This window comes from Rhodobacteraceae bacterium M382, assembly GCA_025141015.1.
In the GTDB taxonomy this organism is placed as follows: domain Bacteria; phylum Pseudomonadota; class Alphaproteobacteria; order Rhodobacterales; family Rhodobacteraceae; genus Aliisedimentitalea; species Aliisedimentitalea scapharcae.
This window is the reverse complement of record CP081098.1, coordinates 3,399,515-3,423,589: the sequence shown is the minus strand read 5'-3', so window position 1 is coordinate 3,423,589 and position 24,075 is coordinate 3,399,515. Positions and strand designations below refer to the sequence as shown.

Sequence of the window (24,075 nt, the reverse complement as noted above, 5' to 3'; positions counted from 1 at the left end):
TGCATCACTTTGCAAATTTGCCGAAATCTCCTTTGGTGAAACCTCGGGACGCTATATGGTCCGGCAAAATTCAACAGAGGGTTTACGCCATGAAAGACATCCTTTCCGAGCTGGAAGATCGCCGCAACGACGCGCGGCTGGGCGGCGGACAACGACGCATCGACGCACAGCATGGGCGCGGCAAGCTGACGGCCCGCGAACGGATCGAGCTGCTGCTGGACGAAGACAGCTTTGAAGAGTTCGACATGTTCGTGTCGCACCGCTGTACCGATTTTGGTATGGAAAATCAAAAGCCTGCGGGTGATGGCGTTGTCACTGGCTGGGGCACGATCAATGGTCGCATGGTCTATGTCTTTTCCCAGGACTTTACCGTGTTCGGCGGCTCGTTGTCGGAAACCCACGCCCAGAAAATCTGCAAGATCATGGATATGGCGGTGCAGAATGGCGCGCCTGTGATCGGCATCAACGACTCGGGCGGTGCGCGAATCCAGGAAGGCGTTGCATCGCTTGCCGGATACGCCGAAGTGTTCCAGCGCAACATCATGGCCAGTGGCGTAGTGCCGCAGATCAGCGTGATCATGGGGCCCTGCGCCGGTGGCGCGGTCTATTCGCCTGCGATGACCGACTTTATCTTTATGGTCAAAGACACCTCTTACATGTTTGTGACCGGCCCTGACGTCGTCAAAACCGTCACCAACGAAGTCGTCACCGCCGAAGAACTGGGCGGGGCCTCGACCCACACCAAAAAATCGAGCGTCGCCGACGGCGCGTTTGAAAACGATGTCGAAGCCTTGGCCGAAGTGCGTCGCTTGGTCGACTTCCTGCCGCTGAACAATCGCGAAAAACCTCCAGTCCGCCCGTTCTTTGACGAACCCGGTCGGATCGAAGACAGCCTGGACACGTTGATCCCCGACAACCCGAATACGCCCTATGACATGAAGGAGCTCATCACCAAAGTGGCGGATGAGGGTGACTTCTACGAGATCCAGGAAGATTTCGCCAAGAACATCATCACCGGCTTCATCCGGCTCGAAGGGCAGACCGTGGGCGTCGTGGCCAACCAGCCGATGGTGCTGGCTGGCTGTCTGGACATCGACAGCTCGCGCAAGGCTGCGCGGTTCGTGCGCTTCTGTGACTGTTTCGAAATCCCGATCCTGACGTTTGTGGATGTGCCCGGCTTTTTGCCCGGGACCGGTCAGGAATATGGCGGCGTCATCAAACATGGTGCAAAGCTGTTGTTTGCCTATGGCGAAGCCACCGTGCCAAAAGTCACCGTGATCACCCGCAAGGCATACGGTGGGGCCTATGACGTGATGGCGTCCAAACACCTGCGCGGCGACTTCAACTATGCCTGGCCTACAGCGGAAATCGCGGTGATGGGGGCCAAGGGCGCGACCGAGATCATCCACCGTGCCGATCTGGCCGATGCGGACAAGATCGCGGCCCACACAGCCGATTACGAGGACCGCTTCGCCAACCCGTTTGTGGCTGCTGAAAAGGGCTTTATCGACGAGGTGATCCAGCCCAAATCCACCCGCCGCCGTGTGTCCCGCGCGTTCGCCAGCCTCCGCAACAAGTCGCTGAAGAACCCGTGGAAGAAACACGACAACATTCCGTTGTGATCAACCTTTGCAAAGGCGGGGGATTGCCCTGCCTTTGCCCAAATCGCGGCTCGTACGAGCACAGGGATACCTTTCTTGATGACCACCCTCTGGAAAAATCAGGCATTCACCATCTCCCATGCGGATAACTCTCCGTTTGTGGGCGATGGGTTGCGGGCGTTTTTCCAGTATCGGGATCTGGGCATCGACGCTGCGACCCAGGGCAAATTCGGCGCCCATGTGATCCGCGCCGTTCCGGGTATGGAAAGCCCCGGTGCCTGGCATTCCCACGCGCTGGATTTCCAGATGGTTTATGTGACCAAAGGCTGGGTGGTCTTTGAATACGAGGGGCAGGGGGAACAGATGCTGCGCGCGGGATCCTGTGTGCTGCAACCCCCTGGCATCAAACATCGCGAGCTGCGCCATTCCGACGATATGGAGCTGATCGAGATCATTTCGCCCGCAACATTTGACACACAGGATGAAACCGCGCCATGATCCGCCCAGACCGGCATAGAACAGCGCGCGCTACTTGCGCTGCGCCTGCAGCCCCGGCAGGAGGAGCTTGCCATTCGTGGTGGGGTCGGGGCTGCGGTTTTGCTGTGTCGGTTCTGGTTTTTGCCGGCATGGCCGCCGCGGCTGATATTGCCGTGCCTTCGGGGCAGACCGTTACCTTGAACGAAGTGCTGTTGGACAAGGCCCCCGGCGAGCTGTGGGTCCGGTTCCGTTTTGTCGCGCCTCAGATCGCGCGCGATGGCGGGACAGTTGCCAGTGATCAGGTTGGCCCCGATATGGATCACCTGTGCGAGTCGCTGGCGCTGCCGTATCTGACACATCACAACATCGACGCGGCGCGTGTGGTCATTTCCTTTTCCGATCAGGTTGTCCCCTTTGGCACCAAAAACCCCGCCGCGACCCAGTATTTCGAAGCCTATCAGCCGGATCCGGCTGGCTGTATCTGGGAGGAGTTCTGATGCAGCCACAACATCTTGCGGTTCGATCTTCACCTCATACGGGGGTTGAGGCTTCTGCACCACATCCGCGCGCCATGGCCACCGATTTGACCCACAGCGGATATGAATTCGACATGTTTTCGACTATTATTGACCCCGGTTGTCAACGAGCAACCGTAACCTCGAGGTTGAGGCAAGCGGGGGGCAAAACCCCTGCAGGTTTCGAAACATTAGTCAGGAGACAGCAATGTCTAAGAGCATCAAACTACTTGCAATGGTTGCATTGGTGGCTGGCGTCGCAGCGTGCGACAACAGCCCTCAGGAAGAATTTGTCATTGTCGAGCCGATTTCGGTCGAGCCGACATACACCGGCAAACTCAAGTAAGAACATTTGGGGCCCGGCCCTGCGGCCGGCCCCTTCTGCCGCGCAGCGTGCCGGGTCGGAGGCGCGCTCATGATCAAACATCGTGGATTCCCGGGCCGTTTGCCCGGTACCGACTTTCAATTCGTTATTCGCAGACCCAACCCCAAAGGGGTGACACCGTTGACCCGGCGGGAACGGCGGGCTGATCGACGCCCGGCCGATCGTCGTGCAGACGCCGGATTCATGCAGGCCCTTTGGGAACAATTTGGCGACCAGCCCTTTGAACGGGGCAATCTGGATGCCGGCCGGCTGAGCTGGCTGTTCGGGCGCGAAGTCGTCGCGGCCGAGGATCCGTTTGATCCTGCAAGCTATGACGCCCTGCTGGTCATCGACGTCGATATTGCCCGTGCGTCCTTTCCCGACGTCTTCGAAGGGACCCGTTGGTGATGCACGGGTCGGTCGCATATCAGGCCCCGTTTGGGGACCGGATCGCGCGGGGAATCCCGTGCGGCGCAGGTGCGACCCCTTCTGGCGCTTTGCGCGGGCGGCGGGATTCTGCCACCCGCGCAAAGGTCGGCACCTTTTCGCCTCGTCGTTTTGCAAAATGGCAAGAACCGGCTCAATTCCCGGTGTCTGTATCGCGCCGCTTGGAACCCCCAAAAACCTGGGGCAACGTCGCGTTGAAAGGGGGCAGCACTCCTGCGGCCACCTTTTGTGACCATCTATTCCGTACCCTATGCCTGGATGGGCAGGTGCACAGGACGTCCTGTGACCTGCCCATTTTTTTGTATTTTTTCAATGTTTTGCTAGGTGAGCAAGGATCTGCGCATTCATCGTCAGATGTGTGCGACGGCTTGACCGCGACGACAATTCACCGTCTCTCCACCCCATCGACAGTCAATAAGACAAAAGGATGGGCAGGATGCACACATTTAGAATTTGCGCCCTTGTTGGGTTGCTCGGCGCGCTGGGCGCATGTGGCGACACCACGGGTGAACAGGCGCTGTATGGCGCAGGGGCTGGGGTCGTTGGATCGGCTCTGCTGGATGGCAACCTGGTTGCGGGCGCCGCGGTCGGCGCGGCTGCCAATGTCATCTATTGCGCGGAAAACCCAAGCAAGTGCTGATCGCGCTGCTTTGATCACACGGCCCCGTCGCGGGTCGCTTTACATCATGCGCAACGCCGGTCGTGGCCTTCGGGCTGCGGGCGGCGTTTTGCGTTGCGAAACACCAAACCAAAGGACTGCTGATGTTTGACAAGATCCTGATTGCCAACCGGGGCGAGATCGCCTGCCGGGTTATCAAAACCGCGCGCAAGATGGGCATCAAAACCGTTGCCATCTATTCGGATGCCGATAAACAGGCGTTGCATGTGCAAATGGCGGATGAAGCCGTACATATCGGCCCGCCGCCCGCCAACCAGTCCTATATCGTGATCGACAATGTGATGGAGGCGATCCGCGCCACCGGCGCTCAGGCGGTTCATCCCGGTTATGGCTTCCTGTCGGAGAATTCGAAATTTGCCGAGGCGCTGGCCGCCGCGGGTGTCGCCTTTGTCGGCCCCCCTGTTGGTGCCATCGAAAAGATGGGGGACAAGATCACCTCCAAGAAAATCGCCCAGGAGGCGGGCGTTTCGACGGTTCCCGGATACATGGGGCTGATCGAGGACGCAGACGACGCGGTCAAGATCTCGAACGAGGTCGGTTATCCGGTCATGATCAAGGCATCGGCCGGCGGTGGTGGCAAGGGGATGCGGATCGCCTGGAATGACGAAGAGGCCCGCGAAGGGTTCCAGTCGTCCAAGAACGAAGCCGCCAATTCGTTCGGCGATGACCGGATTTTCATCGAGAAATTCGTCACCCAACCGCGCCACATCGAAATTCAGGTGCTGTGCGACAGCCATGGCAATGGCGTCTATCTGGGCGAACGCGAATGTTCGATCCAGCGCCGCAACCAGAAGGTCGTCGAAGAAGCGCCGTCGCCGTTCCTGGACGAAGCCACCCGCAAGGCGATGGGCGAACAGGCTGTCGCTCTGGCCCACGCCGTGGATTATGCCAGCGCCGGCACCGTGGAATTCATCGTTGATGGCGACAAGAATTTCTATTTCCTGGAAATGAACACCCGCCTGCAGGTGGAACATCCGGTGACCGAACTGATCACCGGTGTCGATCTGGTGGAACAGATGATCCGCGTCGCCAATGGCGAAAAGCTGACCATCACCCAGGACGATGTGCAATTGAATGGCTGGGCCATCGAAAACCGTCTCTATGCCGAAGATCCCTATCGTGGTTTCCTGCCGTCGATTGGCCGCCTGTCGCGCTATCGTCCGCCTGCGGAAATCTCGGCTGGTCCATTGCAGATCAATGGCAAATGGCAGGGCGATGCCCCGACTGGCGCTGTTGCGGTGCGCAACGACACCGGCGTCTATGAAGGCGGCGAGATCTCAATGTATTACGACCCGATGATCGCCAAGCTGTGCACCTGGGCACCGACCCGGGATCAGGCAATCGAAGCCATGCGTATTGCGCTGGACAGCTTCGAGGTCGAAGGCATCGGTCACAACCTGCCATTCCTCAGCGCCGTGATGGACCACCCGATCTTTATCAAGGGCGACATGACAACGGCCTTTATCGAAGAACAATACCCCGAAGGGTTTGTTGGCGTCGAGCTACCGGACGACACATTGCGCAATGTCGCGGCGGCCTGTGCCGCGATGCACCGGGTGGCCGAAATTCGCCGCACCCGCGTGTCGGGCCGCATGGACAACCACGAACGCAAGGTCGGCACCGATTGGGCCGTGACCCTGCAGGGGCAGCGGTTTGACACTGTGATCGCCGCCGATCCAGACGGCTCGACCGTCAGATTTTCCGATGGCAGCGAAATCCGCGTCACCAGCGACTGGACACCGGGCGATCAGCTGGCGACCCTGTCAGTGAATGGGGATCCGCTGGTGCTCAAGGTCGGCAAGATTCCGGGCGGGTTCCGTATCCGCAGCCGTGGTGCCGACATGAAGGTGCACGTGCGCACCCCGCGTCAGGCCGAACTGGCCGAATTGATGCCGGAAAAACTGCCGCCGGATACCTCGAAAATGCTGCTCTGCCCGATGCCGGGTCTGGTGGTGAATATCAACGTCGAGGTGGGTCAGGAAGTACAGGACGGCCAGGCGCTGTGCACCATCGAAGCGATGAAGATGGAAAACATCCTGCGCGCCGAGAAAAAAGGTGTGGTCTCCAAGATCAACGCCAGCGCCGGAGACAGCCTCGCGGTTGACGAAGTGATCATGGAGTTCGAATAACCTCATGTTTGCGGCACAGCCATATCGCCTGACGGCCCTTCGGGGGTTGGCGGCGCTGGCCCTTGGGGGGCTGGCGGGCTGTGCCATGGATCGCGAAGCTGATGTGCGCGCCCAGTTGGACACCTGGGTCGAACTGGGTGCCACATCCTATTTTCAGTCGACGATGGAATGTACGGCCGGGGTGTTTGCCACCGGATCGCAATACCTGTCGGCCCCGGTTCAGACCGTACGATCGGTGCGCCAGGGGCTGTTGCTGATGGGCCATGACATCGCGGTGGCATTTGATGTTTCGGGGCAGACCCCGACATTGGTCTCCGAAGCGGTGATGACGGCGGATCTGCCCAAGGGGCTGGGGGTTTTATCCTCGGGGGTAGCGGCCAAAGGGTGCATGGACGACACCCTGACCCGCTCCTATCTGGCGGCGCTGCATTCGGATCAGGCGATGCTGATCTTTGACCCGGCCAGCAATGTGATGGCGGTTCTTGACCGGGCCGGAGAGCGGATCTTTTATGCGCGGGGGAACATCTGATGGCTCAGCTGCCACGACGTTCCCGCACCTCCTGGATCCGGGAGGGGAATTTATCGATCGACCGGGTGATTTCGCGCACGCTCCACGGGGCAGGTTTGCGCAGCTTGACGCCGCCGTCCTTGTCGATGACGACCAGCGAAAACCCGCGGGGACGCAGTTTCTGGCGCGCGGCAGAGCGGGCCGCAGGGTCGGTATCGGTCAGAACGATCACATCCCGTTCGGCCAGCATGTCCACACCATCGGCCAGACGGTCGATCTGTTCATGGAAACGCGGGTCGGCAGAGGTGTCGGCAAACACCACAATGACCCGATTTTTCCATAAAAATTCAGTCAAATCGCTCTCGCCGACCGGTTGGGTCAATGCGGGGGGCGTGGTTTCCACCGTTTCTTGCGCCGCAAGAGTAAGCGGTAGAAAAGCTGTAAAAACAAAGGCTAGAAGCAGTTTCATAATCTCTCCTGTCGCTTTGAATATATGCTGTGTTGCGGGGAATGCGACCGTTGATTTGGGGCTGGGTCGTGAAAAATTGAACGTTAATCGCTTTGTCAGGGATTGCGCGGGATGATCGTGCCATTCCAGACACCTCGACCGCCCATTGCGGTCCCACGCCAAAGGAACGGCAAGGCGATGAATGTTTTTCTGCATATCGGGGCGCACCGTTGCGCCACCACCACGTTTCAGGACTATCTGCGTCAGAACGCAACCCAATTGGGGGTGCAGGGCACCGGGTTTTGGGGACCGCGCCGCACCCGGTCGGGTCTGTTCAACGGGATTGTCCCCGCGCCGGGCGTCAATACGGGCCGCGACAAACAACGCCGGGCCCAGGGGCGGGTCCAATTGAACCTGACCCGCTGTGCCGGGTTGGGCGTGCAACAGTTGATTGTCAGCGATGAAAACATGCTGGGGTCGGTCCGGGCCAACTTGCGCATGGGGGACCTGTATTGCGGTGTTGGCGAACGCATGGCGCGGTTCGGTGCGGCCTTTGGCGGGCGCGTGACAGATGTGGTTCTGTCGATCCGGTCGCTGGAGTACTACTGGGCCTCGGCCTTGGGGTATAGTGTGACCCGGGGGCGTCGCTTGCCGACTCCGGCCGAATTGAAACGGTTGGTCGCCAGCAGGCGCAGTTGGCGCGACGTGATCACCGATGTGGCCTGTGCCATCCCCGAAGCCCGGATCCGGGTGTTGCCGTTTGAGACCTATGCGGGGCGTCCAGATGCCCAGCTGCAGGCCATGACCCATCTGCCCGCCCCGCGCACCCATGCGCGGCTGTGGCACAATGCGACCCCGCGACTGCCAGAGTTGCGCAGCCTGGTTGCCCCCGAACAAATGGCCGCCCTGCCTGCGGGTGACGGCCGCTGGCAACCGTTTACGCCTGGCCAGCAATTGGCGCTGCGCGAAACCTATGCCGATGACCTGATGTGGCTGACCGCTGGTGCGGATGGTCTCGCCCGGCTGGCCCGGGATCCAGACAACAAAATGGTGGGCCAGAACCTGCCGTGGACAGACTTGACGAGAGGAAGACCTTATGACGACGAAGACAGACGATTGGCGGGCACTGGCTGAAAAAGAGCTGCGTGGCCGGGCCGTTGACGATCTCAACTGGGACACGCTGGAAGGGATTGAAGTCAAGCCGCTTTACACCGAAGACGACACCAAGGATCTGCCACATATGGGCACAATGCCCGGTATTGGTCCGTTCACCCGGGGCGTCAAGGCAACCATGTATGCCGGTCGCCCCTGGACGATCCGCCAATATGCGGGGTTTTCCACGGCCGAGGAATCCAATGCATTCTATCGCCGCAACCTGGCCGCCGGTCAGCAGGGTGTTTCGGTCGCCTTTGACCTGGCCACCCACCGTGGCTACGACAGCGACCACCCCCGCGTGGTCGGCGATGTGGGCAAGGCCGGCGTGGCGATCGACAGCGTCGAGGATATGAAAGTCCTGTTCGACGGCATCCCGCTGGACAAGGTGTCGGTGTCGATGACCATGAACGGGGCCGTGGTGCCGGTTCTGGCGTCCTTCATCGTCGCGGGTGAAGAGCAGGGCCATGACAAATCGGTGCTCGCAGGCACCATTCAGAATGACATTCTGAAGGAATTCATGGTCCGCAACACCTATATCTACCCCCCTGCACCGTCGATGCGGATCATTTCGGACATCATCGAATACACCTCCAACGAGATGCCGAAATTCAATTCGATCTCGATCTCGGGCTATCACATGCAGGAGGCCGGGGCGAACCTGGTACAGGAGCTGGCGTATACCATCGCGGATGGTCGCGAATATGTGCGTGCCGCGATTGATGCCGGCATGGACGTCGACAAATTCGCCGGGCGTCTGTCCTTCTTCTTTGCCATTGGCATGAATTTTTTCATGGAAATCGCCAAATTGCGCGCGGCGCGGACCCTGTGGCACCGCGTCATGACCGAATTCGGGGCCAAATCCGAACGCTCCAAGATGCTGCGCACCCACTGCCAGACCTCGGGCGTCAGCCTGCAGGAGCAGGATCCCTATAACAACGTGATCCGCACCGCATACGAGGCGATGTCGGCGGTGCTGGGCGGCACCCAGTCGCTGCACACCAACGCGCTGGACGAAGCGATTGCGTTGCCCACCGATTTTTCGGCCCGTATCGCCCGCAATACGCAATTGGTGCTGCAGGAAGAGACCGGCGTTACCAATGTGGTCGATCCGCTGGCGGGGTCGTATTATGTCGAAAGCCTGACCAATGACCTGATCGAAAAGGCCTGGGCCCTGATTGAAGAGGTCGAGGAAATGGGCGGTATGACCAAGGCCGTGGAATCCGGTATGCCCAAGCTGCGCATCGAAGAATCCGCAGCACGCCGTCAGGCCATGGTCGACCGGGGCGACGAAGTTGTTGTGGGCGTCAACAAATACCGCAAGGAAAGCGAAGACCCGATCGACATTCTGGATGTGGACAACCACGCGGTGCGCGAGTCACAGATTGCCCGCCTGGAACAGATGCGCGCGGACCGGGACGAGACCGCCTGTCAGGCTGCTCTGGACGAGTTGACCCGCCGCACGACCGAAGGCGGCAACCTGCTCGAAGCTGCTGTCGAAGCTGCCCGTATGCGGGCGTCCGTTGGAGAAATCAGCATGGCAATGGAAAAGGAATTCGGCCGTCACCGCGCCGAGGTCAAAACGCTGGCCGGCGTCTATGGGGCCGCGTATGAGGGCGACGAAGGCTTTGCCGCGATCCAGAAGTCGATCGAGGATTTTGCCGAAGAAGAAGGCCGCCGCCCGCGCCTGTTGGTGGTCAAGATGGGGCAGGATGGCCACGACCGGGGGGCCAAGGTGATCGCCACGGCATTCGCCGACATCGGGTTTGATGTGGACGTCGGTCCGCTGTTCCAGACCCCGGATGAAGCCGCTCAGGATGCCATCGACAATGACGTGCATGTCATCGGTATCTCGTCCCAGGCGGCCGGACACAAGACCCTGGCTCCGCAGTTGGTGCAGGCGCTGAAGGACCATGATGCAGGCGACATCATCGTGATCTGCGGCGGCGTGATCCCGCAGCAGGACTATGACTTCCTGTATCAGAATGGCGTCAAGGCGATCTTTGGCCCCGGCACAAATATCCCCGAGGCGGCCCAGGATATCCTGAAGCTGATCCGCGACGCGCGGGGGTAAAAGGGCGTACCCGGGAACCGGGGGGCGCTGCCCCCCACATTGCTGGCGCAATGTTCCCCCCGAGGTATTTTGAACCAGAAAGAAGCAGGCGTTTCGGGGAACCGGAGCGTCTGCTTTTTTCATTGTGCTGGCGCGGGCGCGCGGTAAGCTGGCAGAAACGGGGACGCGGAGGTCTTGGAGACATGGAACTCGATCACCTGGCCGTGGCGGGCGAGAGTTTGGAAGCGGCAGTGGCCCATGTAGAGGATGCGCTGGGGGTTCCCATGCAGCCGGGCGGGCGCCACGAGATGTTCGGTACGCATAATTTTCTGTTGGGGGTGTCTGACGGGCTGTATCTGGAAGCGATTGCAGCCGATCCCACGGCGCGGCCGCACAGATCACCGCGATGGTTCGATCTGGACCGGTTCCAGGGGGCACCGCGCCTGTGCAACTGGATTTGCCGGTGTACGGATCTGGCAGCTGTGGTGGCGGGCATGTCGGTTGATGCGGGACAGCCTTTGTCGTTGGCGCGTGGCGATCTGCGTTGGCAGATGGCGGTGCCGGACACCGGCGTTCTGCCGTTTGACAACACATTCCCCGCCCTGATCGAATGGCACAGCCCGCATCCGGCCCCTCTGTTGACGCAGCAAGGGTGTCGTTTGCGTCATCTGGTGGTTGCGCATCCACAGGCGGCAGACCTGGACGCTGCGTTGGGGTTGCGGGATCCGCGGGTGGTGATCGAAGTCGGACCAGCCGGGTTCGAGGCCACGTTTGACACCGCAGATGGCCGGCGGGTCCTGAGGTGATCCTGAGGGCGGCCCGGCCTGCGGACGCGCAGGTCATCTGTTGCATTCACAATCAGGTCATTCGCGACAGTCTGATCACCTTTACCACGGTCGAGCGACAGGTCGATGCGGTCGCGGGTGCGATCCGTGGCGGTCAGGTGTTTCTGGTGGCCGAGACAGGTGATCAGGTTGTGGGTTTTGCGGGATATGGCAGTTTCCGGTCTGGACCGGGCTATGTGCAAACGGTCGAACATTCGCTGTATCTGGACCCGGCTGCACGGGGGCAGGGCGCGGGGCGCAGATTGTTGTTGGCGCTGGAATCGCGCGCGCGAGGCGACGGTATACATGTGATGGTCGCCGGGATCAGCAGCGCCAATGCGGCGGGGGTCGCATTCCATGCGGCAATGGGATATTGCCACGTCGGACGTTTGCCAGAAGTTGGATGCAAGCAGGGGCAGTGGCTGGATCTGGTTTTGATGCAGAAAATTCTATCCGAACACGGGCCGGGATCCCCTGACACGGCACCAACGACACGCTAAGGTGGTACCATGTCTATCTGGACTCGCATATCCGACGCATTGGCGGCTCTGACCAAAGGGGAAAGCCTGGCGGATGTCTTTGATCACCTGCGCACTCCGCCCGAGCGCAGCGTGGCCTTTGCCATTGCGGTGATTGCGCTGGGGGCAAAGATGGCCAAGGCCGATGGGCAGGTGACCCGGGACGAGGTGGTCGCCTTTCGGGAGGTGTTTCAGATTGCCCGCAACGACGAAGCCGGTGCGGCCAAAGTGTTCAATATGGCGCGCACGGATGTCGCCGGGTATCAGGAGTATGCCCGCAAGATCCAGATCATGTTTGCGCGTGACACCGGCACCCTGTGCGATTTGATGGAAGGTCTGTTTCACATTGCCATGGCAGATGGGTTCTATCATCCGGGTGAGAACCAGTTTCTCGAAGATGTGGCGCGGATCTTTGGCCAGACGGACGCCCAGTTCAGGGCGCTGCGGGCGCGGTTTGTGCCGGATGCGCCCACCGATCCCTATACGGTGTTGGGCGTGGACCCGGACGCGGAAATGGTCGAGATCCGCAAAGTCTGGCGCAAATTGGTCCGTGAAACCCACCCCGACGCGATGATCGCACGCGGCGTGCCCGAAGAGGCGATCCGCCTGGCAGAGAAAAAGATGATCGACATCAATCGCGCCTGGGAAGAGATCAACAACGCACGGGCGGCCTGAGATGCGGCTGGCGACCTACAATGTGGAATGGTTCGCCAACTTGTTTGACCAGAATGATCAACTGATGGAAGACGACCGGTGGTCAGGGCGTCAGGACGTGACCCGGGGTCAGCAGAGTCGCGCTTTGGGGCAGGTGTTTCAGCGGGTCAATGCCGATGCGATCATGTTGATCGAGGCCCCCAATACCGGGCGCAAACAGAACACGGTGCGGGCGCTTGAGCATTTTGCCGGTCGCTTTGATCTGCGCACGCGCAAGTCGGTGATCGGGTTTGCCAATGACACCCAACAGGAAATCGCGTTGCTCTATGATCCGGATGTGATCGAGGTTGCCCACGACCCACAGGGGCCGGCGGTGGGTGAAACCGGCCAGGGAACGGCACGGTTTGACGGCGTGTTTCACATTGATCTGGACGTGGACGCAACACAGGACAAGGTGGTGTTTTCCAAACCCCCACTGGAACTGGCGATGTTGACCAAAAACGGCACGGCGTTGCGTTTGATCGGGGTGCATCTGAAATCCAAGGCACCGCACGGGGAACGCACGCGCGATGCCCAGATCCGCCGGTCCATTGCCAACCGGCGCAAGCAGCTGGCACAGGCGATCTGGCTGCGACGCAGGGTGGACGAACATCTGGTGCGGAATGAATCGGTGATTGTTCTGGGGGATCTGAACGATGGCCCCGGTCTGGATGAATACGAACATCTGTTTGGCCGTTCGTCGGTGGAAATCGTGCTGGGCGAGGATCTGACCGACCCGCACGCGGGCAAGCTGATTGCGCGCCGGGCAGGCGAGGTGCCGACCACGGCGCGGTTTTTCAATCCCGAGGCAAAACGATTTTTTCAGGCGCTTCTGGATTATGTGATGATCTCGGATGATCTGATGGCGCGGCGACCGGCCTGGCGGATCTGGCACCCGTTTGATGATGTCGAATGCTGGAATGATGCGGAATTCTGCGATGCGTTGCTGACGGCGTCAGATCATTTCCCGGTGACGCTGGATATCGAAATCTGAATTCTGCCTCTTACAGGGGGCGATCTCGCGTCCTATGTTGGGGGCATGACATATCGCGCATTTTTGTTTTCGGCCCTATTGATGGTCTCTTCGCCGGTTCTGGCCGAAGAGGATGAGCGCAGCCTGATGGAGCAGGGGGCTGAACTGTTTTTCGAAGGGTTGCGCAACGAAATGGCCCCGGCGCTGGATGATCTGCGCGACATGGCAGAACAATTCGGGCCATCCCTGCGCGGGTTCATGGTCGAAATGGGTCCAGCATTGGCGCAGCTGGCCGAGGACGTCAAAGACTGGTCCGTGTATCACCCGCCGGAAATTCTGCCCAATGGTGATATCATCATCCGCAAGAAACAGCCCACAGAACCAGACACGGACGCGCCGGACAACACCCCGGATAGCGATGCGCCGACGGGCAGCACCGATATCTGAGGGGCGCGCAGGGTCAGGCGGCAGGCAAGGTCCGGATTTCGTAATTCCCGTCCAGCGATTGCACCAGCGATTGCAGGCGTGCCTCGGCGACTTCGCCAAACAGCGGCATCGAAGCCGCGGGCAGGGTGACAGTCAGATGACGTTTGCGTGGCTGCCAGCGTAGCGACCCGATCGGGGCATCATCATTGACCATCAACATTGCGCCGAACCGCATGGCCTTGCCCAGAATCTGGGCTTGTTTCTGGCCGTGTTCATCCAGCAACCCTTGCAGGTTTTCAAACGCGGTGCCTTCGTGTTTGTTGCGATACCGGTACAGCAACGCCAGTCCCAGAAACACCCGTTCAGAATGCTTTAGCCCACCCAGATTGGCGCGTGTGGCATTGTCAAAACAGACCTCGGCCCGGTAATCGGGATGCGCGCGCCAGCTGACATCATGCAGCAGGCTGGCAGCCTTGACCAATCGCTTGTGGCTTTCGGGGCCATATTTGAACAGCGGTGCAACATAGTCATACAGCGTCTTGCCAAAGCCCGGCATCCGGGCGTCCTTGACTTCGGCATAGCGGCACGCCTCGATCAGCGGATCCCGGTCGCGCAGCCGTTGCGGCATCTGTTCATACAACAGCCCTTCGCGGATCCCATAGCTGGAAATCGCAATGTCCTTGGGTTTAAAGGTCCGGATCAGCCGCGACAGGACGTCAATGGCATAGGGCACCAGAGACATCCGCGAGGCGGATGTGCCCGTCAGCGCCCGCAATTCGTTCAGGTCAGACCCTTCGATGTATTTGATGGTTTCGCGCACCGAACTGGTGCTCATCCGGTATTCATGCAGCACCTTGAGCGGATAGCCGCGCCGCTCCATGTCGATGCGGGCAATGGCCCGCCAGCTGCCGCCGACCAGAAACAGGCGATCACGTTGCGATCCCATCTGTTCTTCCAGACCGCGGATCACTTCCTTGATGTGGTGTTTGCGCCCGCGTCGCCCACCGGGAATATCGCGCAGCTTCAGTGGCCCCAGAGACGAGGTCACCCGCCGCCCCACCAGACCGTTCTGGATCTCGGCCAGCTCCATCGACGAGCCACCAATGTCACAGACCAATCCATAGGCACCGGGCCAGCCCAGCAGAACCCCCTGGGCGGATAGGCGGGCCTCTTCTTCGCCGTCGATCACCCAGATTTTCAATCCGGTTTCGCGCAGGACTTCGTCGCAGAAATCCGGCCCGTCCTGTGCGTCGCGTACCGCGGCTGTGGCCACCACTGACAGCGGTGGCAGGCCCATGCCCTGGGCCAGATGCTGGAACCGGTTCAATGCGGCCAGCGCGCGTTTGCGTCCGCTGGGGTTCAACAGGCCGGTTTCAGACACGCCCGCGCCCAAGGCACACATGATTTTTTCGTTGTAGAAATAGGCAGGTGAGCGCGCCGCGCCGTCAAAAACCACCAACCGGACCGAGTTCGACCCAACGTCAACCACCCCGACACGGGACAGGGCCCGCACACTGGGGTCATCAAACAGCGGGCGTCCGAAGGGACCCCATTCCACAGCCGGAGGTTCGGTTGTCAGATTCATGTGTATCCCCAGGTATGCCGGTCTCAGAATGCTTTATTCAATTCGGCGGGTCAATTGAACGGTGGATCAAGGCGTCAGGACTATTCGTCGCTTTTTTCCTGCGCCAGCAGCCGGATTGCCAAAGCGCGCGACAATGTGCGTGATTCCGCCAGCGACAGGCGGTCCAGCTTGTCCACGATATCGACAGCGGCCTGAAACGACCGATCCATATGGTGCACCAGATACGGGATCACATCCGGGCGCGGCAGGATCTGCCGGTCGCTGAACAATTTGGCCAACACAACCGCCAACAGGGAATCATCAGGGGCTTCGATGGTGACATGCGCCGCAGCCTGCATCCGGCTTTGCAGATCGGGCAGGGACAGATGCCACAGGTTGGGGGCCGGTCGCCCGGTCAGCATCAGGGCCTGGCCATTGGCCAGCACCAGATTGTGCAGGTGAAACAGCGCTGTCTGTGCGGCTGGGTCCTGGGCGATGTCGGGCACATCTTCGACGGCGACAGGCGCGCGGGCCAGATCGGGGACCATGTCGTCAGTCAGGTCGCGGGCGGAAATGATTCTGGCTCGGGTCTGGGTGGACCAGGCGTGGGTCAGATGGGTTTTCCCCGCACCCGCCGGACCCGTCAGAACCAGTTTTCCGCCGGGCCAATTGGTGCCAGCGTCGATCATCGCCACCGCCATCGCATTGGACGGCGCGACAAAGAAATCCTCACGTCCCAGCGCGGGGATCGCCGGGAGATCAAAGCTGAGCTGTTGTGCCATTCAGTCTTGTTCCGGCTCGATATAGGCTTTGCCCTGATACAGGCGGCTTGTCATATATTGTTCCACCGCGAACCGGGCCACCACACCCAGCGCAGCAGCCAGCGGTACAGCGACCAGCATACCGACAAACCCGAACAGGGACCCAAACACCGACAACGCCAGCAGCAACCAGACCGGATGCAAACCGACCGAGCTCCCGACCAGTTTCGGGGTCAGGATATTGCCCTCGGCCACCTGACCGATCACAAAAACTCCGGCCACCATTCCAATCGACACCCAATCCCCCCAGAACTGGAACAGCGCCAGACCGATGGCAAGCACCCCACCGATCAATGCGCCCAGATAGGGAATGAATGTCACCAGCCCGGCAATGAATCCGACAGCCAGGCCGAAATTCAATCCCACCAGCATCAGTGCGACGGCGTAATAGGTGCCCAGGATCAGACAGACGGTCCCCATGCCCCGCACAAATGCGGCCAGGGTCTTGTCGATCTCCGTGGCCAGCCGTCCGATGGTCGGGGCGTGGTCGCGGGGCAACAGCTCGCCAATCCGGGCGATCATCCGGTCCCAATCGAGCAGCATATAAATCGACACCACCGGAACGATCACGATCAGCAGCACCACGTTCAGGAGCGACATGGCCGATCCGACCAGCGTATCCAGCAAGAGTACGCCACGCTCCTTCAGGGTCTCTCCCATGGCGGACAACGCCATATGGATGCGTGATTTTTCGTCCAGCAGAGACGGCACGTGTTCCCCGATAAACGTGCGCAGATCGCGCAGCAGTTGTGGCAGGAACTGGATCAGGTCAATCAGCTGGGTGATCAGCATCGGCACGACAGACAGCGTCAGGATCACGGCCAGCAGGATGGTTGAAATTGAAATCACCCCGGTTGCGGCCATGCGGCTCAGCCCCATACGCTCCAACCGGTCGGCAATGGGGTCGACGAAATAGGCAATGGCGCTGCCGATGACAAACGGCAGCAGCACATCCCCCAGGAACCACAATGCCAAGACGATTGCGACGCTGACAGCGCCCCAATATTTCACCTGATCGCGAACTGGAAGTGCCATGGCTGCCCCTGAAATGCTCGTCTGTATTTGTCATTGCCGATTGCTGGCAGGGTTGCAAGAGCAGCGTTACGTTCCAGCCCGGGCAGGGGCCGGATCCGCGGTTTTATCCCTGTGTTTTCGGGGTTTTCCCCATGTTATCCCCAAGGTGACGCCAAAGCGCCCTGTCCCTGCTGTATTGATGGACCACAGGGGTGGGCAGGACAAAACCTGAGATATCAGCTGTGCAGTGTTCCCAATTCGGGGGTGTCGGCGCTGGCCTCTTCATCGGGCCAATTGGTGCGCCAGATTTCGGCCGACCAATGGCCGCAATGCACGGCGGGGCGTTCGAACCCGTCGCGCGGGGCGCACAGCGGGGCAACCACCACATCATGGCGCGGCACGGCGAAATAGGGGAAAGAATAGCGCTCCTTGCCGGATTTGTTCACCACCCGGTGTGGGGTCGACACCAGCCGCCCGCCGGACCACAGCTCCAGCATGTCGCCGATATTGACGACAAATCCGCCGGGCGGCGTATCGGGTGTGATCCAGCCACCATCACGGGTCTGCACTTCCAGCCCGCCCACCGGGTCTGGCGCAATGATCGTCAGCGCGTCGGTGTCCTTGTGCGGGTGGATGCCAAACCCGGCCTCATCCGGGGCCTGCGGGGGATAATGCAGCAGCGTCATGTTTGTCATCGGTTTTGTGAACCCGTCCACCAGTGTGCCGGGAGGCAGCTGCAGCCCGTCTTCGAGCGCGCCGATCAACAGGCCGGCCACAGCGTCCAGCTGTCGCCAATACCCCAGAATGATGTCGCGGGCCTGGGGCACTTCACGCGGCCACAGGTTGGGGCCATATAGCGGGCAATCGGCAACTATCGGGTCATCCGAAGCGGTTTCAAAATGCAGCTTGTAGCCTTCGTATTTGTCGGCCGTGCCACTGCCGTCATTGGGGGTGAAGAAACCCATCGGGATATATCCACGATAGTTGTCGCGGGTAATCGCCTGATCCCATTTGGATTTTTCGTCGATGGCAAAAATTGTCCGACAACACTCCCGAACCTTATCCACAGTGTCCGGGGCGATTCCGGTGCCGGTGATGGACAGGAACCCAATGTCAGTACAGGCCGTCAGGATGTCGCTCACCACCCGTGCGCGGTCCGGTGAAGTCGGGCTACGCAGAGGCGAGATATCGATGGTGGGGATGGTCTGTGTCATGTGTACCTCACGCCCTGACGATCCAGTTCCTGATGGATCTGCGCCATGTTCAGATCGTCCAGCTCGCGGTTGCTTTTCAGCGACAACGCGGCGGCGATGCCCGCGCCCTGACCCATGACCGCACAGGCGGCCATATTGCGGGTGGCTGCATGGGCCACCTTGTCGGAACCATGCGCGCGCCCCGCAACCAGCAGCCCCTTGATCCCGCGCGGCAACAACGACCGATAGGGGATATGCATGTAACGCCCGGTGGTCGGCAGGATCAGGATGCCATAGCCGTCGATGAATTCGGGATAGATGCCGATGGTATCGTCGAACCGGCCCTGATGGCGGGCGTCGGTTTCGGTCATGTTGTAACATGCGTCGATCTTGCGGGTGTCGCGAATGCCGACGGTCATGCCAAAATTGCGCAGCCGGGCACCCTCGCAGCCCGGAGTATAAGCGCGCAGCGCGTCAATCGCGTGCATCGCCTGTTTGCGCCCTTCGATCTCGCCGTGGGTCATGCTGTCGGGGTCGGTGCCGTCAATGCCGGCCAGATGCACCAGGTTCATATAAGTCATCTCGCCGCTGTCATGCACGGCCCCCCAGGTGCCGCCGATGGTGTTGAGATGTGCGGGGATCACCCCGTCGCGGATTGCCTGCGCGAACGGTTTGGCCAGAAAGGGCGAAAACATATCGTCCTCTTTGCCGTCGGTTTCCACTTGCCATTCGCCGGTGGACCAATTGGCATAGGTTTGCGGGTCGGCCTTGACCCCGTCCATGAATTTCTGCTTGTCGACGCCCGCGATGTGAAACATGACGCTGGCCGCCTGCATCTCTTCGGGGGCGGTCATATGGGTCGGGGCCCCGGCACGATGCGCCACATCCGCGTCGCCGGTGGCGTCGATGACGACACGGGCCAGGATCGCCTCGCGCCCGGCCTTGGATTCGCAGATGATGCCGGTGATCCGATCGCCCTCCATGATCGGAGCAACAAACTGGCGGTGCAACATCGGGTGAATTCCGGCCTCTTGCACCAGCCGGTCGGCCACCAGCTTGAACCCTTCGCTGTCCAGCTCATAGCTGAGCGATTGGCTTTCCGGCACCGCTGCGCCCATCGCCTTGGCGCGCTCTTCGAACTCCCAGCCGATGCCACCTGCTTCGACCGTCTGTTCGTGGCGATACCAGGCAAAGCCTTCGACGCCGACGGCGGTGATATTGCCGCCGAAACAGCCGAACCGCTCCATCAACGTGACCTCGGCCCCGGCGCGGGCGGCGGCCAGCGCGGCAGAGAGCCCCCCGGGACCGGATCCGACGACCAAAACGTCGGTGCGGTGGATAATTTCGATTTCGCGGGCTGGTTCCAGAATTGTGGCCACTATGGTGTCTCCCCGTTCGGCGCATTGTCTGACAATTGCGAATCTTGAATTGCCATTCAAGAAAAATCCCGACATGAAATGGCGCAAACAGACGATGCCAATTGAATGCCAATTGCCAGTTCGGCGGGGATGGCATAGACCGGCTTAAACTCAGTTGATCAAAGAGACGTCCGATGCGCCTGTCCCGTTATTTTCTGCCCGTGCTCAAGGAAAACCCCTCCGAGGCCCAGATCGTCAGCCACCGGCTGATGCTGCGCGCCGGGATGATCAAGCAATCTGCCGCCGGGATCTATTCCTGGCTGCCGCTGGGCTTCAAGGTTCTGCGCAAGATCGAAAACATCGTGCACGAGGAACAGATCCGCGCGGGTCATATTCCAATGCTGATGCCGACGATCCAGTCGGCAGACCTGTGGCGCGAAAGCGGGCGCTATGACGCCTATGGCGAAGAGATGCTGCGCATCACCGACCGTCATGATCGCGACATGCTGTTCACGCCCACCGCCGAAGAGCTGATCACCGATATCTTCCGCAGCCATGTCAGCAGCTACAAGGACCTGCCGCTGACCATGTATCAGATCCAGTGGAAATTCCGCGACGAGATCCGTCCCCGGTTTGGCGTCATGCGTGGCCGTGAATTCTATATGAAGGACGGCTATAACTTTGACCTGACCAAAGAGGATGCGCTGCACGCCTATAACCGCCATCTGGTCAGCTATCTGCGCACCTATGAACGTATGGGGTTGCAGGCGATCCCGATGCGGGCGGATTCTGGTCCCATCGGTGGCGATGACACCCATGAATTCCTGGTGTTGGCCGACACCGGTGAATCCGAAGTGTTCTATGACAGCGCTGTTACGGATCTGACCTTTGGTGACCGCGAGATCGATTATGACTCGCACGATCAATGTCGCTCGATCCTGGAAGAGTTCACTTCGAAATACGCGCGCACCGACGAGACCCACGACGCGGCGTTGTTCGATGCCATCCCCGAAGAGCGCCGCCGTGTGGCGCGTGGCATCGAGGTCGGACAGATCTTTTATTTTGGCACCAAATATTCCGACGCCATGGGGGCCACGGTTCAGGGCCCTGACGGCAAATCGGTTCCGGTGCATATGGGATCGCACGGCATCGGCGTCAGCCGCCTGCTGGGTGCGATCATCGAAGCCAGCCACGATGACAAGGGCATCATCTGGCCCGAAGGCGTCACCCCGTTCCATTGCGGGATCGTCAACCTCAAACAGGGCGATGCAGAGGCCGACGCCGCCTGTGACCAGCTGTACAAGGCGCTGAGCGCCGTTGGGCTGGAACCCTTGTATGATGACCGCAAGGAACGCGCCGGTGGCAAATTCGCGACCATGGATCTGATCGGTCTGCCGTGGCGGATCACCGTGGGTCCACGTGGATTGAAGAATGGGGTGGTCGAACTGACCTCGCGGCGCAGCGGCGAAAGCGTCGAGCTGAGCCCGCAGGAGGCCGTCAAGAAGGTCGCGGAAATCTATGCGCCCCATCGTGGTGGCGGTGCTGGCGGCGATCAGCACCCCGAACCGATGGCCGGACACGCCTTTCACACCTGGCTGTAATGGCCAGAGGGCTGGGTGTGTGACGGCCTAGTGCAGGGTTTGACGAACAGGCGGGTGGCGCAACAGGTCGCCATCTGCACCTGACCCGGGATGCACCACGACACAGGGACGTCCCAGGCGGGCCACCAGGTCGCGCATCTGCAACCCGAGGAACGTCAACCCGCAGACCCGTGCACCTGTTTGTGTGTCGGTGATGCACAGGAGTCCCTGCCGGAACATCAGCCGATAACCCTTGGGTGTGAGCGTGTCGATCAGCTGTGACCAGCTGTTGGCCTGATCAAACACCGGCAGCAGGACCGAGCGCAGCAGTACGGCGGTTTCACAGTCAAAATGCGCCGGGCTATAGCGGTTATGTTGGATCAGCGCCGGGTCGGGACCCAGTTGCGACGTTTTCTTTGTGTCCATAGAGCACCTCAATTCCTGATGCCCCCCCAAGTTCGTTCATGCTGACAGATCATTCTGCGCTCTGTCAGATTTGTCATGAATTGTTGTTAACTTTGGTTAATTACTGTGGCGAATTGATGTCAATTTGCGCTGAAACGGCGCAATGTTTCTGGTCCTTCAACAGTTTCGGGCTGTGTGCTCCCGCTCAGATAGGCCAAAACCGTGTGCAACTGATCTGGGCCGTTCACCAATCGACAGGCGTTGATCCGCAGGGCGGCGGTGGCCGGGATGGTGGGGCTTGACCCCATGACACGCACACCCCACTCTGCGCCAAAATCAGAGCAGGAGCCGAAATGGCCAGCAGTCCCGTCCCGTTTTCCCGTTTCGAATGGATGATCGCCTGGCGATACCTGCGCGCGCGCCGGGCCGAGGGCGGGGTCAGCGGGATGACCTGGATCAGCCTGATCGGCATTGCGCTGGCCGTCTTTGCGCTGATCGCCACACTGGCGGTGCGCTCGGGGTTTCGGTCCGAATTTGTCGGCACCATCCTGGGCGCGAATGCCCATGTCACCGTGTATTCGGTTGGTGTGGTGCAGGACGGTGGACGGATTGACCGCACCATTCACGATTATGACGCCCTGGCCGACCGTGTGGCCCAAGTGCCCGGTGTCATCCGGGCCGCGCCTTTGGTCAAGGGGCAGGTGATGGCCTCCTTGCGTCAACGCAATGCCGGGGTCGAGGTCTTTGGCATCAAGGCCGAGGATATCGCCACCCTGCCGGGCATTGCCCAAAGCGCGGAGTCCTATGGCGACCTGTCCCGGTTCGGGGACGGGATCGCGTTGGGATCGGGCGTGGCGCGGGCGCTGGGCGTCAGCGTGGGCGAACGGGTCAAACTGATCTCGCCCAATGGGGTTAAAACCGCCTTTGGCACCAGCCCGCGCGTCAATGCCTATGAGGTGGTGTATATTTTTTCCGCAGGGCGCTATGACATCGACCGCACCCGTGTCTACATGCCGTTTGCCGAAGCGCAGAGCTATTTCAACCGCGAAGGCGTCGCGGATGAGATCGAAGTCATGGTAGCCCAGCCCGAACAGGTCGAAACGTTGACAGGGCCCTTGCTCGAGGCCGCCGGAGACCTGGGTCGGATCTGGACGTGGCGCGACGCCTCGGGCGGGTTCCTGCGGGCGCTGGAAGTCGAGGACAATGTGATGTTCATCATCCTGTCGATCCTGGTTCTGATCGCTGCAATGAACATCGTGTCCGGGCTGATCATGCTGGTCAAGAACAAGGGCCGTGACATCGGTATCCTGCGCACCATCGGTCTGAGCGAAGGGTCTGTTCTGCGGGTGTTTTTCATCTGTGGTGCCTTTACCGGCATCATTGGCACCGGCATGGGGGTGGTTTTGGGGAGCCTGTTTGCGATCTATATCGACCCGATCTTTTCGTTTGTGAACTATGCCATGGGCGGTGGTGTCTGGGATCCGTCGATCCGCGGGATTTATGCCTTGCCGGCCGAGCTGCATCTGAACGATGTGCTGAGCGCGGTGGGGCTGTCGTTGGGGTTGTCGTTTTTTGTCACGTACTTTCCAGCCCGCCGCGCGGCGCGGATGAACCCGGTAGAGGCGCTGCGGTATGAGTGAGCCTGTGTTGCAATTGCAGGGGATCTGCAAGTCCTACAATTCCGGCCAGAGTTCGGAAATCCAGGTGCTGCGCGGGGTCGATCTGACCCTGGCGCCAGGCGAAGTCGTCGCCATGGTGGCCCCGTCGGGCGCGGGTAAATCGACGCTTTTGCACATCGCCGGATTGCTGGACACACCCGACAAGGGCGAAATCCGGGTGGCCGGACAGGATGTCACCGGACGCAGTGACCGGGTGCGCACAGGGGTGCGGCGGCGTGACATTGGGTTTGTCTATCAGTTTCACCACCTGCTGCCGGAATTTACGGCCAGAGAAAACATCGTCTTGCCGCAGTTGGCCAACGGTGTCAGCCAATCACGGGCCCAGACGCGCGCCGGTGACCTGTTGGCCCGTGTGGGTCTGTCGGAACGGGCAGGGCATCGCCCGGCCGCCTTGTCGGGGGGCGAACAGCAACGGGTGGCCTTTTGCCGAGCGCTGGCCAATTCTCCGCATGTTTTGCTGGCGGATGAACCGACGGGCAATCTGGATCCCGACACGGCAGATCAGGTGTTTGGGGCGTTGATGGATCTCGCACGCGAGACCGGGTTGTCGGCGCTGGTTGCCACCCACAATCTCGAGCTGGCCGCCCGGATGGATCGGCAGGTGCGGCTGGAGGCGGGGATCCTGGTCAACACCTGAGGTCCATGTGTTCTCCA

At 60.5% G+C, this 24,075-nt stretch carries 25 protein-coding genes and 1 pseudogene; 18 read left to right on the top strand and 8 right to left on the bottom strand.

Features of this window, described 5'->3' with window-relative positions; genetic code table 11:
• Window positions 1–89: 89 nt before the first annotated feature.
• From K3727_15945 to K3727_15910, 8 genes are all read left to right on the top strand, one after another.
• The gene (locus K3727_15945; protein ID UWQ90268.1) at window positions 90–1,622 is read left to right on the top strand and encodes an acyl-CoA carboxylase subunit beta; all 1,533 of its coding nucleotides are present in this window, start codon (window positions 90–92) and stop codon (window positions 1,620–1,622) included.
• A 78-nt stretch (window positions 1,623–1,700) separates the two neighbouring features.
• The gene (locus tag K3727_15940) at window positions 1,701–2,099 is read left to right on the top strand and encodes a cupin domain-containing protein (protein UWQ93410.1); all 399 of its coding nucleotides are present in this window, start codon (window positions 1,701–1,703) and stop codon (window positions 2,097–2,099) included.
• The gene (locus tag K3727_15935) at window positions 2,096–2,575 is read left to right on the top strand and encodes a hypothetical protein (GenBank protein ID UWQ90267.1); all 480 of its coding nucleotides are present in this window, start codon (window positions 2,096–2,098) and stop codon (window positions 2,573–2,575) included. Before K3727_15940 ends, K3727_15935 begins: the two co-directional genes overlap by 4 nt.
• Window positions 2,576–2,801: 226 nt before the next feature.
• A complete protein-coding gene (locus tag K3727_15930) occupies window positions 2,802–2,939 on the top strand; it encodes a hypothetical protein (protein UWQ90266.1) in 138 nt (45 codons plus the stop codon).
• Between the two features lie 69 nt (window positions 2,940–3,008).
• Window positions 3,009–3,365, top strand: coding sequence for a hypothetical protein (locus tag K3727_15925; GenBank protein ID UWQ90265.1), 357 nt, complete (start codon window positions 3,009–3,011; stop codon window positions 3,363–3,365).
• Window positions 3,366–3,840: 475 nt separating this feature from the next.
• On the top strand, window positions 3,841–4,044 hold the full coding sequence (locus tag K3727_15920) for a hypothetical protein (GenBank protein UWQ90264.1): 204 nt from the start codon (window positions 3,841–3,843) through the stop codon (window positions 4,042–4,044).
• A 122-nt stretch (window positions 4,045–4,166) separates the two neighbouring features.
• Window positions 4,167–6,212 carry an acetyl/propionyl/methylcrotonyl-CoA carboxylase subunit alpha gene (locus K3727_15915; GenBank protein UWQ90263.1) on the top strand — a complete coding sequence of 682 codons (2,046 nt, stop codon included), beginning with the start codon at window positions 4,167–4,169 and terminating at the stop codon, window positions 6,210–6,212.
• A 4-nt stretch (window positions 6,213–6,216) separates the two neighbouring features.
• On the top strand, window positions 6,217–6,741 hold the full coding sequence (locus K3727_15910; GenBank protein ID UWQ90262.1) for a hypothetical protein: 525 nt from the start codon (window positions 6,217–6,219) through the stop codon (window positions 6,739–6,741).
• A 4-nt stretch (window positions 6,742–6,745) separates the two neighbouring features.
• On the opposite strand, the gene K3727_15905 is transcribed toward K3727_15910, so the two are convergent.
• The gene (locus K3727_15905) at window positions 6,746–7,189 is read right to left on the bottom strand and encodes a DUF4174 domain-containing protein (protein UWQ90261.1); all 444 of its coding nucleotides are present in this window, start codon (window positions 7,187–7,189) and stop codon (window positions 6,746–6,748) included.
• Window positions 7,190–7,366: 177 nt separating this feature from the next.
• Between K3727_15905 and K3727_15900 the strand changes: the two genes are divergently transcribed.
• The 7 genes from K3727_15900 to K3727_15870 all read left to right on the top strand — a co-directional run bounded on the left by K3727_15900 (window position 7,367) and on the right by K3727_15870 (window position 13,828).
• Window positions 7,367–8,302: a hypothetical protein gene (locus K3727_15900; protein UWQ90260.1), complete on the top strand. Its 936-nt coding sequence runs from the start codon at window positions 7,367–7,369 to the stop codon at window positions 8,300–8,302.
• Window positions 8,265–10,394 carry a methylmalonyl-CoA mutase gene (gene scpA, locus K3727_15895; protein UWQ90259.1) on the top strand — a complete coding sequence of 710 codons (2,130 nt, stop codon included), beginning with the start codon at window positions 8,265–8,267 and terminating at the stop codon, window positions 10,392–10,394. The genes K3727_15900 and scpA overlap by 38 nt, the downstream gene beginning before the upstream one ends.
• Window positions 10,395–10,576: 182 nt before the next feature.
• Window positions 10,577–11,179, top strand: coding sequence for a VOC family protein (locus tag K3727_15890; protein ID UWQ90258.1), 603 nt, complete (start codon window positions 10,577–10,579; stop codon window positions 11,177–11,179).
• The gene (locus K3727_15885) at window positions 11,176–11,697 is read left to right on the top strand and encodes a GNAT family N-acetyltransferase (protein UWQ90257.1); all 522 of its coding nucleotides are present in this window, start codon (window positions 11,176–11,178) and stop codon (window positions 11,695–11,697) included. Before K3727_15890 ends, K3727_15885 begins: the two co-directional genes overlap by 4 nt.
• 9 nt (window positions 11,698–11,706) lie before the next feature.
• Window positions 11,707–12,390: a DnaJ family molecular chaperone gene (locus K3727_15880; protein ID UWQ90256.1), complete on the top strand. Its 684-nt coding sequence runs from the start codon at window positions 11,707–11,709 to the stop codon at window positions 12,388–12,390.
• 1 nt (window position 12,391) lies between these two features.
• On the top strand, window positions 12,392–13,402 hold the full coding sequence (locus K3727_15875) for an endonuclease/exonuclease/phosphatase family protein (GenBank protein UWQ90255.1): 1,011 nt from the start codon (window positions 12,392–12,394) through the stop codon (window positions 13,400–13,402).
• 45 nt (window positions 13,403–13,447) lie between these two features.
• Complete coding sequence (locus K3727_15870) at window positions 13,448–13,828, top strand: hypothetical protein (protein ID UWQ90254.1); 381 nt, start codon at window positions 13,448–13,450, stop codon at window positions 13,826–13,828.
• A gap of 13 nt (window positions 13,829–13,841) precedes the next feature.
• Here the strand turns inward: K3727_15870 and K3727_15865 are convergent, their stop codons facing one another.
• From K3727_15865 to K3727_15845, 5 genes are all read right to left on the bottom strand, one after another.
• Window positions 13,842–15,392 carry a Ppx/GppA family phosphatase gene (locus tag K3727_15865; protein ID UWQ90253.1) on the bottom strand — a complete coding sequence of 517 codons (1,551 nt, stop codon included), beginning with the start codon at window positions 15,390–15,392 and terminating at the stop codon, window positions 13,842–13,844.
• A gap of 80 nt (window positions 15,393–15,472) precedes the next feature.
• Window positions 15,473–16,153 (bottom strand): chromosomal replication initiator DnaA, encoded by a 681-nt coding sequence (locus tag K3727_15860; GenBank protein UWQ90252.1) that lies wholly within the window; start codon window positions 16,151–16,153, stop codon window positions 15,473–15,475.
• On the bottom strand, window positions 16,154–17,227 hold the full coding sequence (locus K3727_15855) for an AI-2E family transporter (protein ID UWQ90251.1): 1,074 nt from the start codon (window positions 17,225–17,227) through the stop codon (window positions 16,154–16,156).
• Between the two features lie 215 nt (window positions 17,228–17,442).
• Complete coding sequence (locus K3727_15850) at window positions 17,443–18,420, bottom strand: isopenicillin N synthase family oxygenase (GenBank protein ID UWQ90250.1); 978 nt, start codon at window positions 18,418–18,420, stop codon at window positions 17,443–17,445.
• Window positions 18,417–19,781: an FAD-dependent oxidoreductase gene (locus tag K3727_15845; protein UWQ93409.1), complete on the bottom strand. Its 1,365-nt coding sequence runs from the start codon at window positions 19,779–19,781 to the stop codon at window positions 18,417–18,419. Before K3727_15845 ends, K3727_15850 begins: the two co-directional genes overlap by 4 nt.
• Before the next feature lie 170 nt (window positions 19,782–19,951).
• On the opposite strand from K3727_15845, the pseudogene K3727_15840 reads away from it, so the two are divergent.
• Window positions 19,952–21,286 (top strand): annotated as a pseudogene (locus K3727_15840) (proline--tRNA ligase).
• A 99-nt stretch (window positions 21,287–21,385) separates the two neighbouring features.
• On the opposite strand, the gene K3727_15835 reads toward K3727_15840, so the two are convergent.
• Window positions 21,386–21,739, bottom strand: coding sequence for a hypothetical protein (locus K3727_15835; protein UWQ93408.1), 354 nt, complete (start codon window positions 21,737–21,739; stop codon window positions 21,386–21,388).
• Window positions 21,740–21,882: 143 nt separating this feature from the next.
• A complete protein-coding gene (locus K3727_15830; protein ID UWQ90249.1) occupies window positions 21,883–22,050 on the bottom strand; it encodes a hypothetical protein in 168 nt (55 codons plus the stop codon).
• A 45-nt stretch (window positions 22,051–22,095) separates the two neighbouring features.
• Here K3727_15830 and K3727_15825 point away from each other — a divergent pair, with 45 nt between their 5' ends.
• Together K3727_15825 and K3727_15820 are read left to right on the top strand one after the other, a co-directional pair.
• Window positions 22,096–23,382 (top strand): lipoprotein-releasing ABC transporter permease subunit, encoded by a 1,287-nt coding sequence (locus K3727_15825; GenBank protein ID UWQ90248.1) that lies wholly within the window; start codon window positions 22,096–22,098, stop codon window positions 23,380–23,382.
• Window positions 23,375–24,058 carry an ABC transporter ATP-binding protein gene (locus K3727_15820; GenBank protein UWQ90247.1) on the top strand — a complete coding sequence of 228 codons (684 nt, stop codon included), beginning with the start codon at window positions 23,375–23,377 and terminating at the stop codon, window positions 24,056–24,058. The genes K3727_15825 and K3727_15820 overlap by 8 nt, the downstream gene beginning before the upstream one ends.
• The last annotated feature ends 17 nt before the right edge of the window (window positions 24,059–24,075 follow it).

What these genes read in the sequence shown, in the direction of transcription:
- K3727_15945 (UWQ90268.1), top strand. Translation starts at nt 90, where the DNA reads ATGAAAGACATCCTTTCCGAGCTGGAAGATCGCCGCAACGACGCGCGG.
- K3727_15940 (UWQ93410.1), top strand. Translation starts at nt 1,701, where the DNA reads ATGACCACCCTCTGGAAAAATCAGGCATTCACCATCTCCCATGCGGAT.
- K3727_15935 (UWQ90267.1), top strand. Translation starts at nt 2,096, where the DNA reads ATGATCCGCCCAGACCGGCATAGAACAGCGCGCGCTACTTGCGCTGCG.
- K3727_15930 (UWQ90266.1), top strand. Translation starts at nt 2,802, where the DNA reads ATGTCTAAGAGCATCAAACTACTTGCAATGGTTGCATTGGTGGCTGGC.
- K3727_15925 (UWQ90265.1), top strand. Translation starts at nt 3,009, where the DNA reads ATGATCAAACATCGTGGATTCCCGGGCCGTTTGCCCGGTACCGACTTT.
- K3727_15920 (UWQ90264.1), top strand. Translation starts at nt 3,841, where the DNA reads ATGCACACATTTAGAATTTGCGCCCTTGTTGGGTTGCTCGGCGCGCTG.
- K3727_15915 (UWQ90263.1), top strand. Translation starts at nt 4,167, where the DNA reads ATGTTTGACAAGATCCTGATTGCCAACCGGGGCGAGATCGCCTGCCGG.
- K3727_15910 (UWQ90262.1), top strand. Translation starts at nt 6,217, where the DNA reads ATGTTTGCGGCACAGCCATATCGCCTGACGGCCCTTCGGGGGTTGGCG.
- K3727_15905 (UWQ90261.1), bottom strand. Translation starts at nt 7,189, where the DNA reads ATGAAACTGCTTCTAGCCTTTGTTTTTACAGCTTTTCTACCGCTTACT.
- K3727_15900 (UWQ90260.1), top strand. Translation starts at nt 7,367, where the DNA reads ATGAATGTTTTTCTGCATATCGGGGCGCACCGTTGCGCCACCACCACG.
- scpA (UWQ90259.1), top strand. Translation starts at nt 8,265, where the DNA reads ATGACGACGAAGACAGACGATTGGCGGGCACTGGCTGAAAAAGAGCTG.
- K3727_15890 (UWQ90258.1), top strand. Translation starts at nt 10,577, where the DNA reads ATGGAACTCGATCACCTGGCCGTGGCGGGCGAGAGTTTGGAAGCGGCA.
- K3727_15880 (UWQ90256.1), top strand. Translation starts at nt 11,707, where the DNA reads ATGTCTATCTGGACTCGCATATCCGACGCATTGGCGGCTCTGACCAAA.
- K3727_15875 (UWQ90255.1), top strand. Translation starts at nt 12,392, where the DNA reads ATGCGGCTGGCGACCTACAATGTGGAATGGTTCGCCAACTTGTTTGAC.
- K3727_15870 (UWQ90254.1), top strand. Translation starts at nt 13,448, where the DNA reads ATGACATATCGCGCATTTTTGTTTTCGGCCCTATTGATGGTCTCTTCG.
- K3727_15865 (UWQ90253.1), bottom strand. Translation starts at nt 15,392, where the DNA reads ATGAATCTGACAACCGAACCTCCGGCTGTGGAATGGGGTCCCTTCGGA.
- K3727_15860 (UWQ90252.1), bottom strand. Translation starts at nt 16,153, where the DNA reads ATGGCACAACAGCTCAGCTTTGATCTCCCGGCGATCCCCGCGCTGGGA.
- K3727_15855 (UWQ90251.1), bottom strand. Translation starts at nt 17,227, where the DNA reads ATGGCACTTCCAGTTCGCGATCAGGTGAAATATTGGGGCGCTGTCAGC.
- K3727_15850 (UWQ90250.1), bottom strand. Translation starts at nt 18,420, where the DNA reads ATGACACAGACCATCCCCACCATCGATATCTCGCCTCTGCGTAGCCCG.
- K3727_15830 (UWQ90249.1), bottom strand. Translation starts at nt 22,050, where the DNA reads ATGGGGTCAAGCCCCACCATCCCGGCCACCGCCGCCCTGCGGATCAAC.
- K3727_15825 (UWQ90248.1), top strand. Translation starts at nt 22,096, where the DNA reads ATGGCCAGCAGTCCCGTCCCGTTTTCCCGTTTCGAATGGATGATCGCC.
- K3727_15820 (UWQ90247.1), top strand. Translation starts at nt 23,375, where the DNA reads ATGAGTGAGCCTGTGTTGCAATTGCAGGGGATCTGCAAGTCCTACAAT.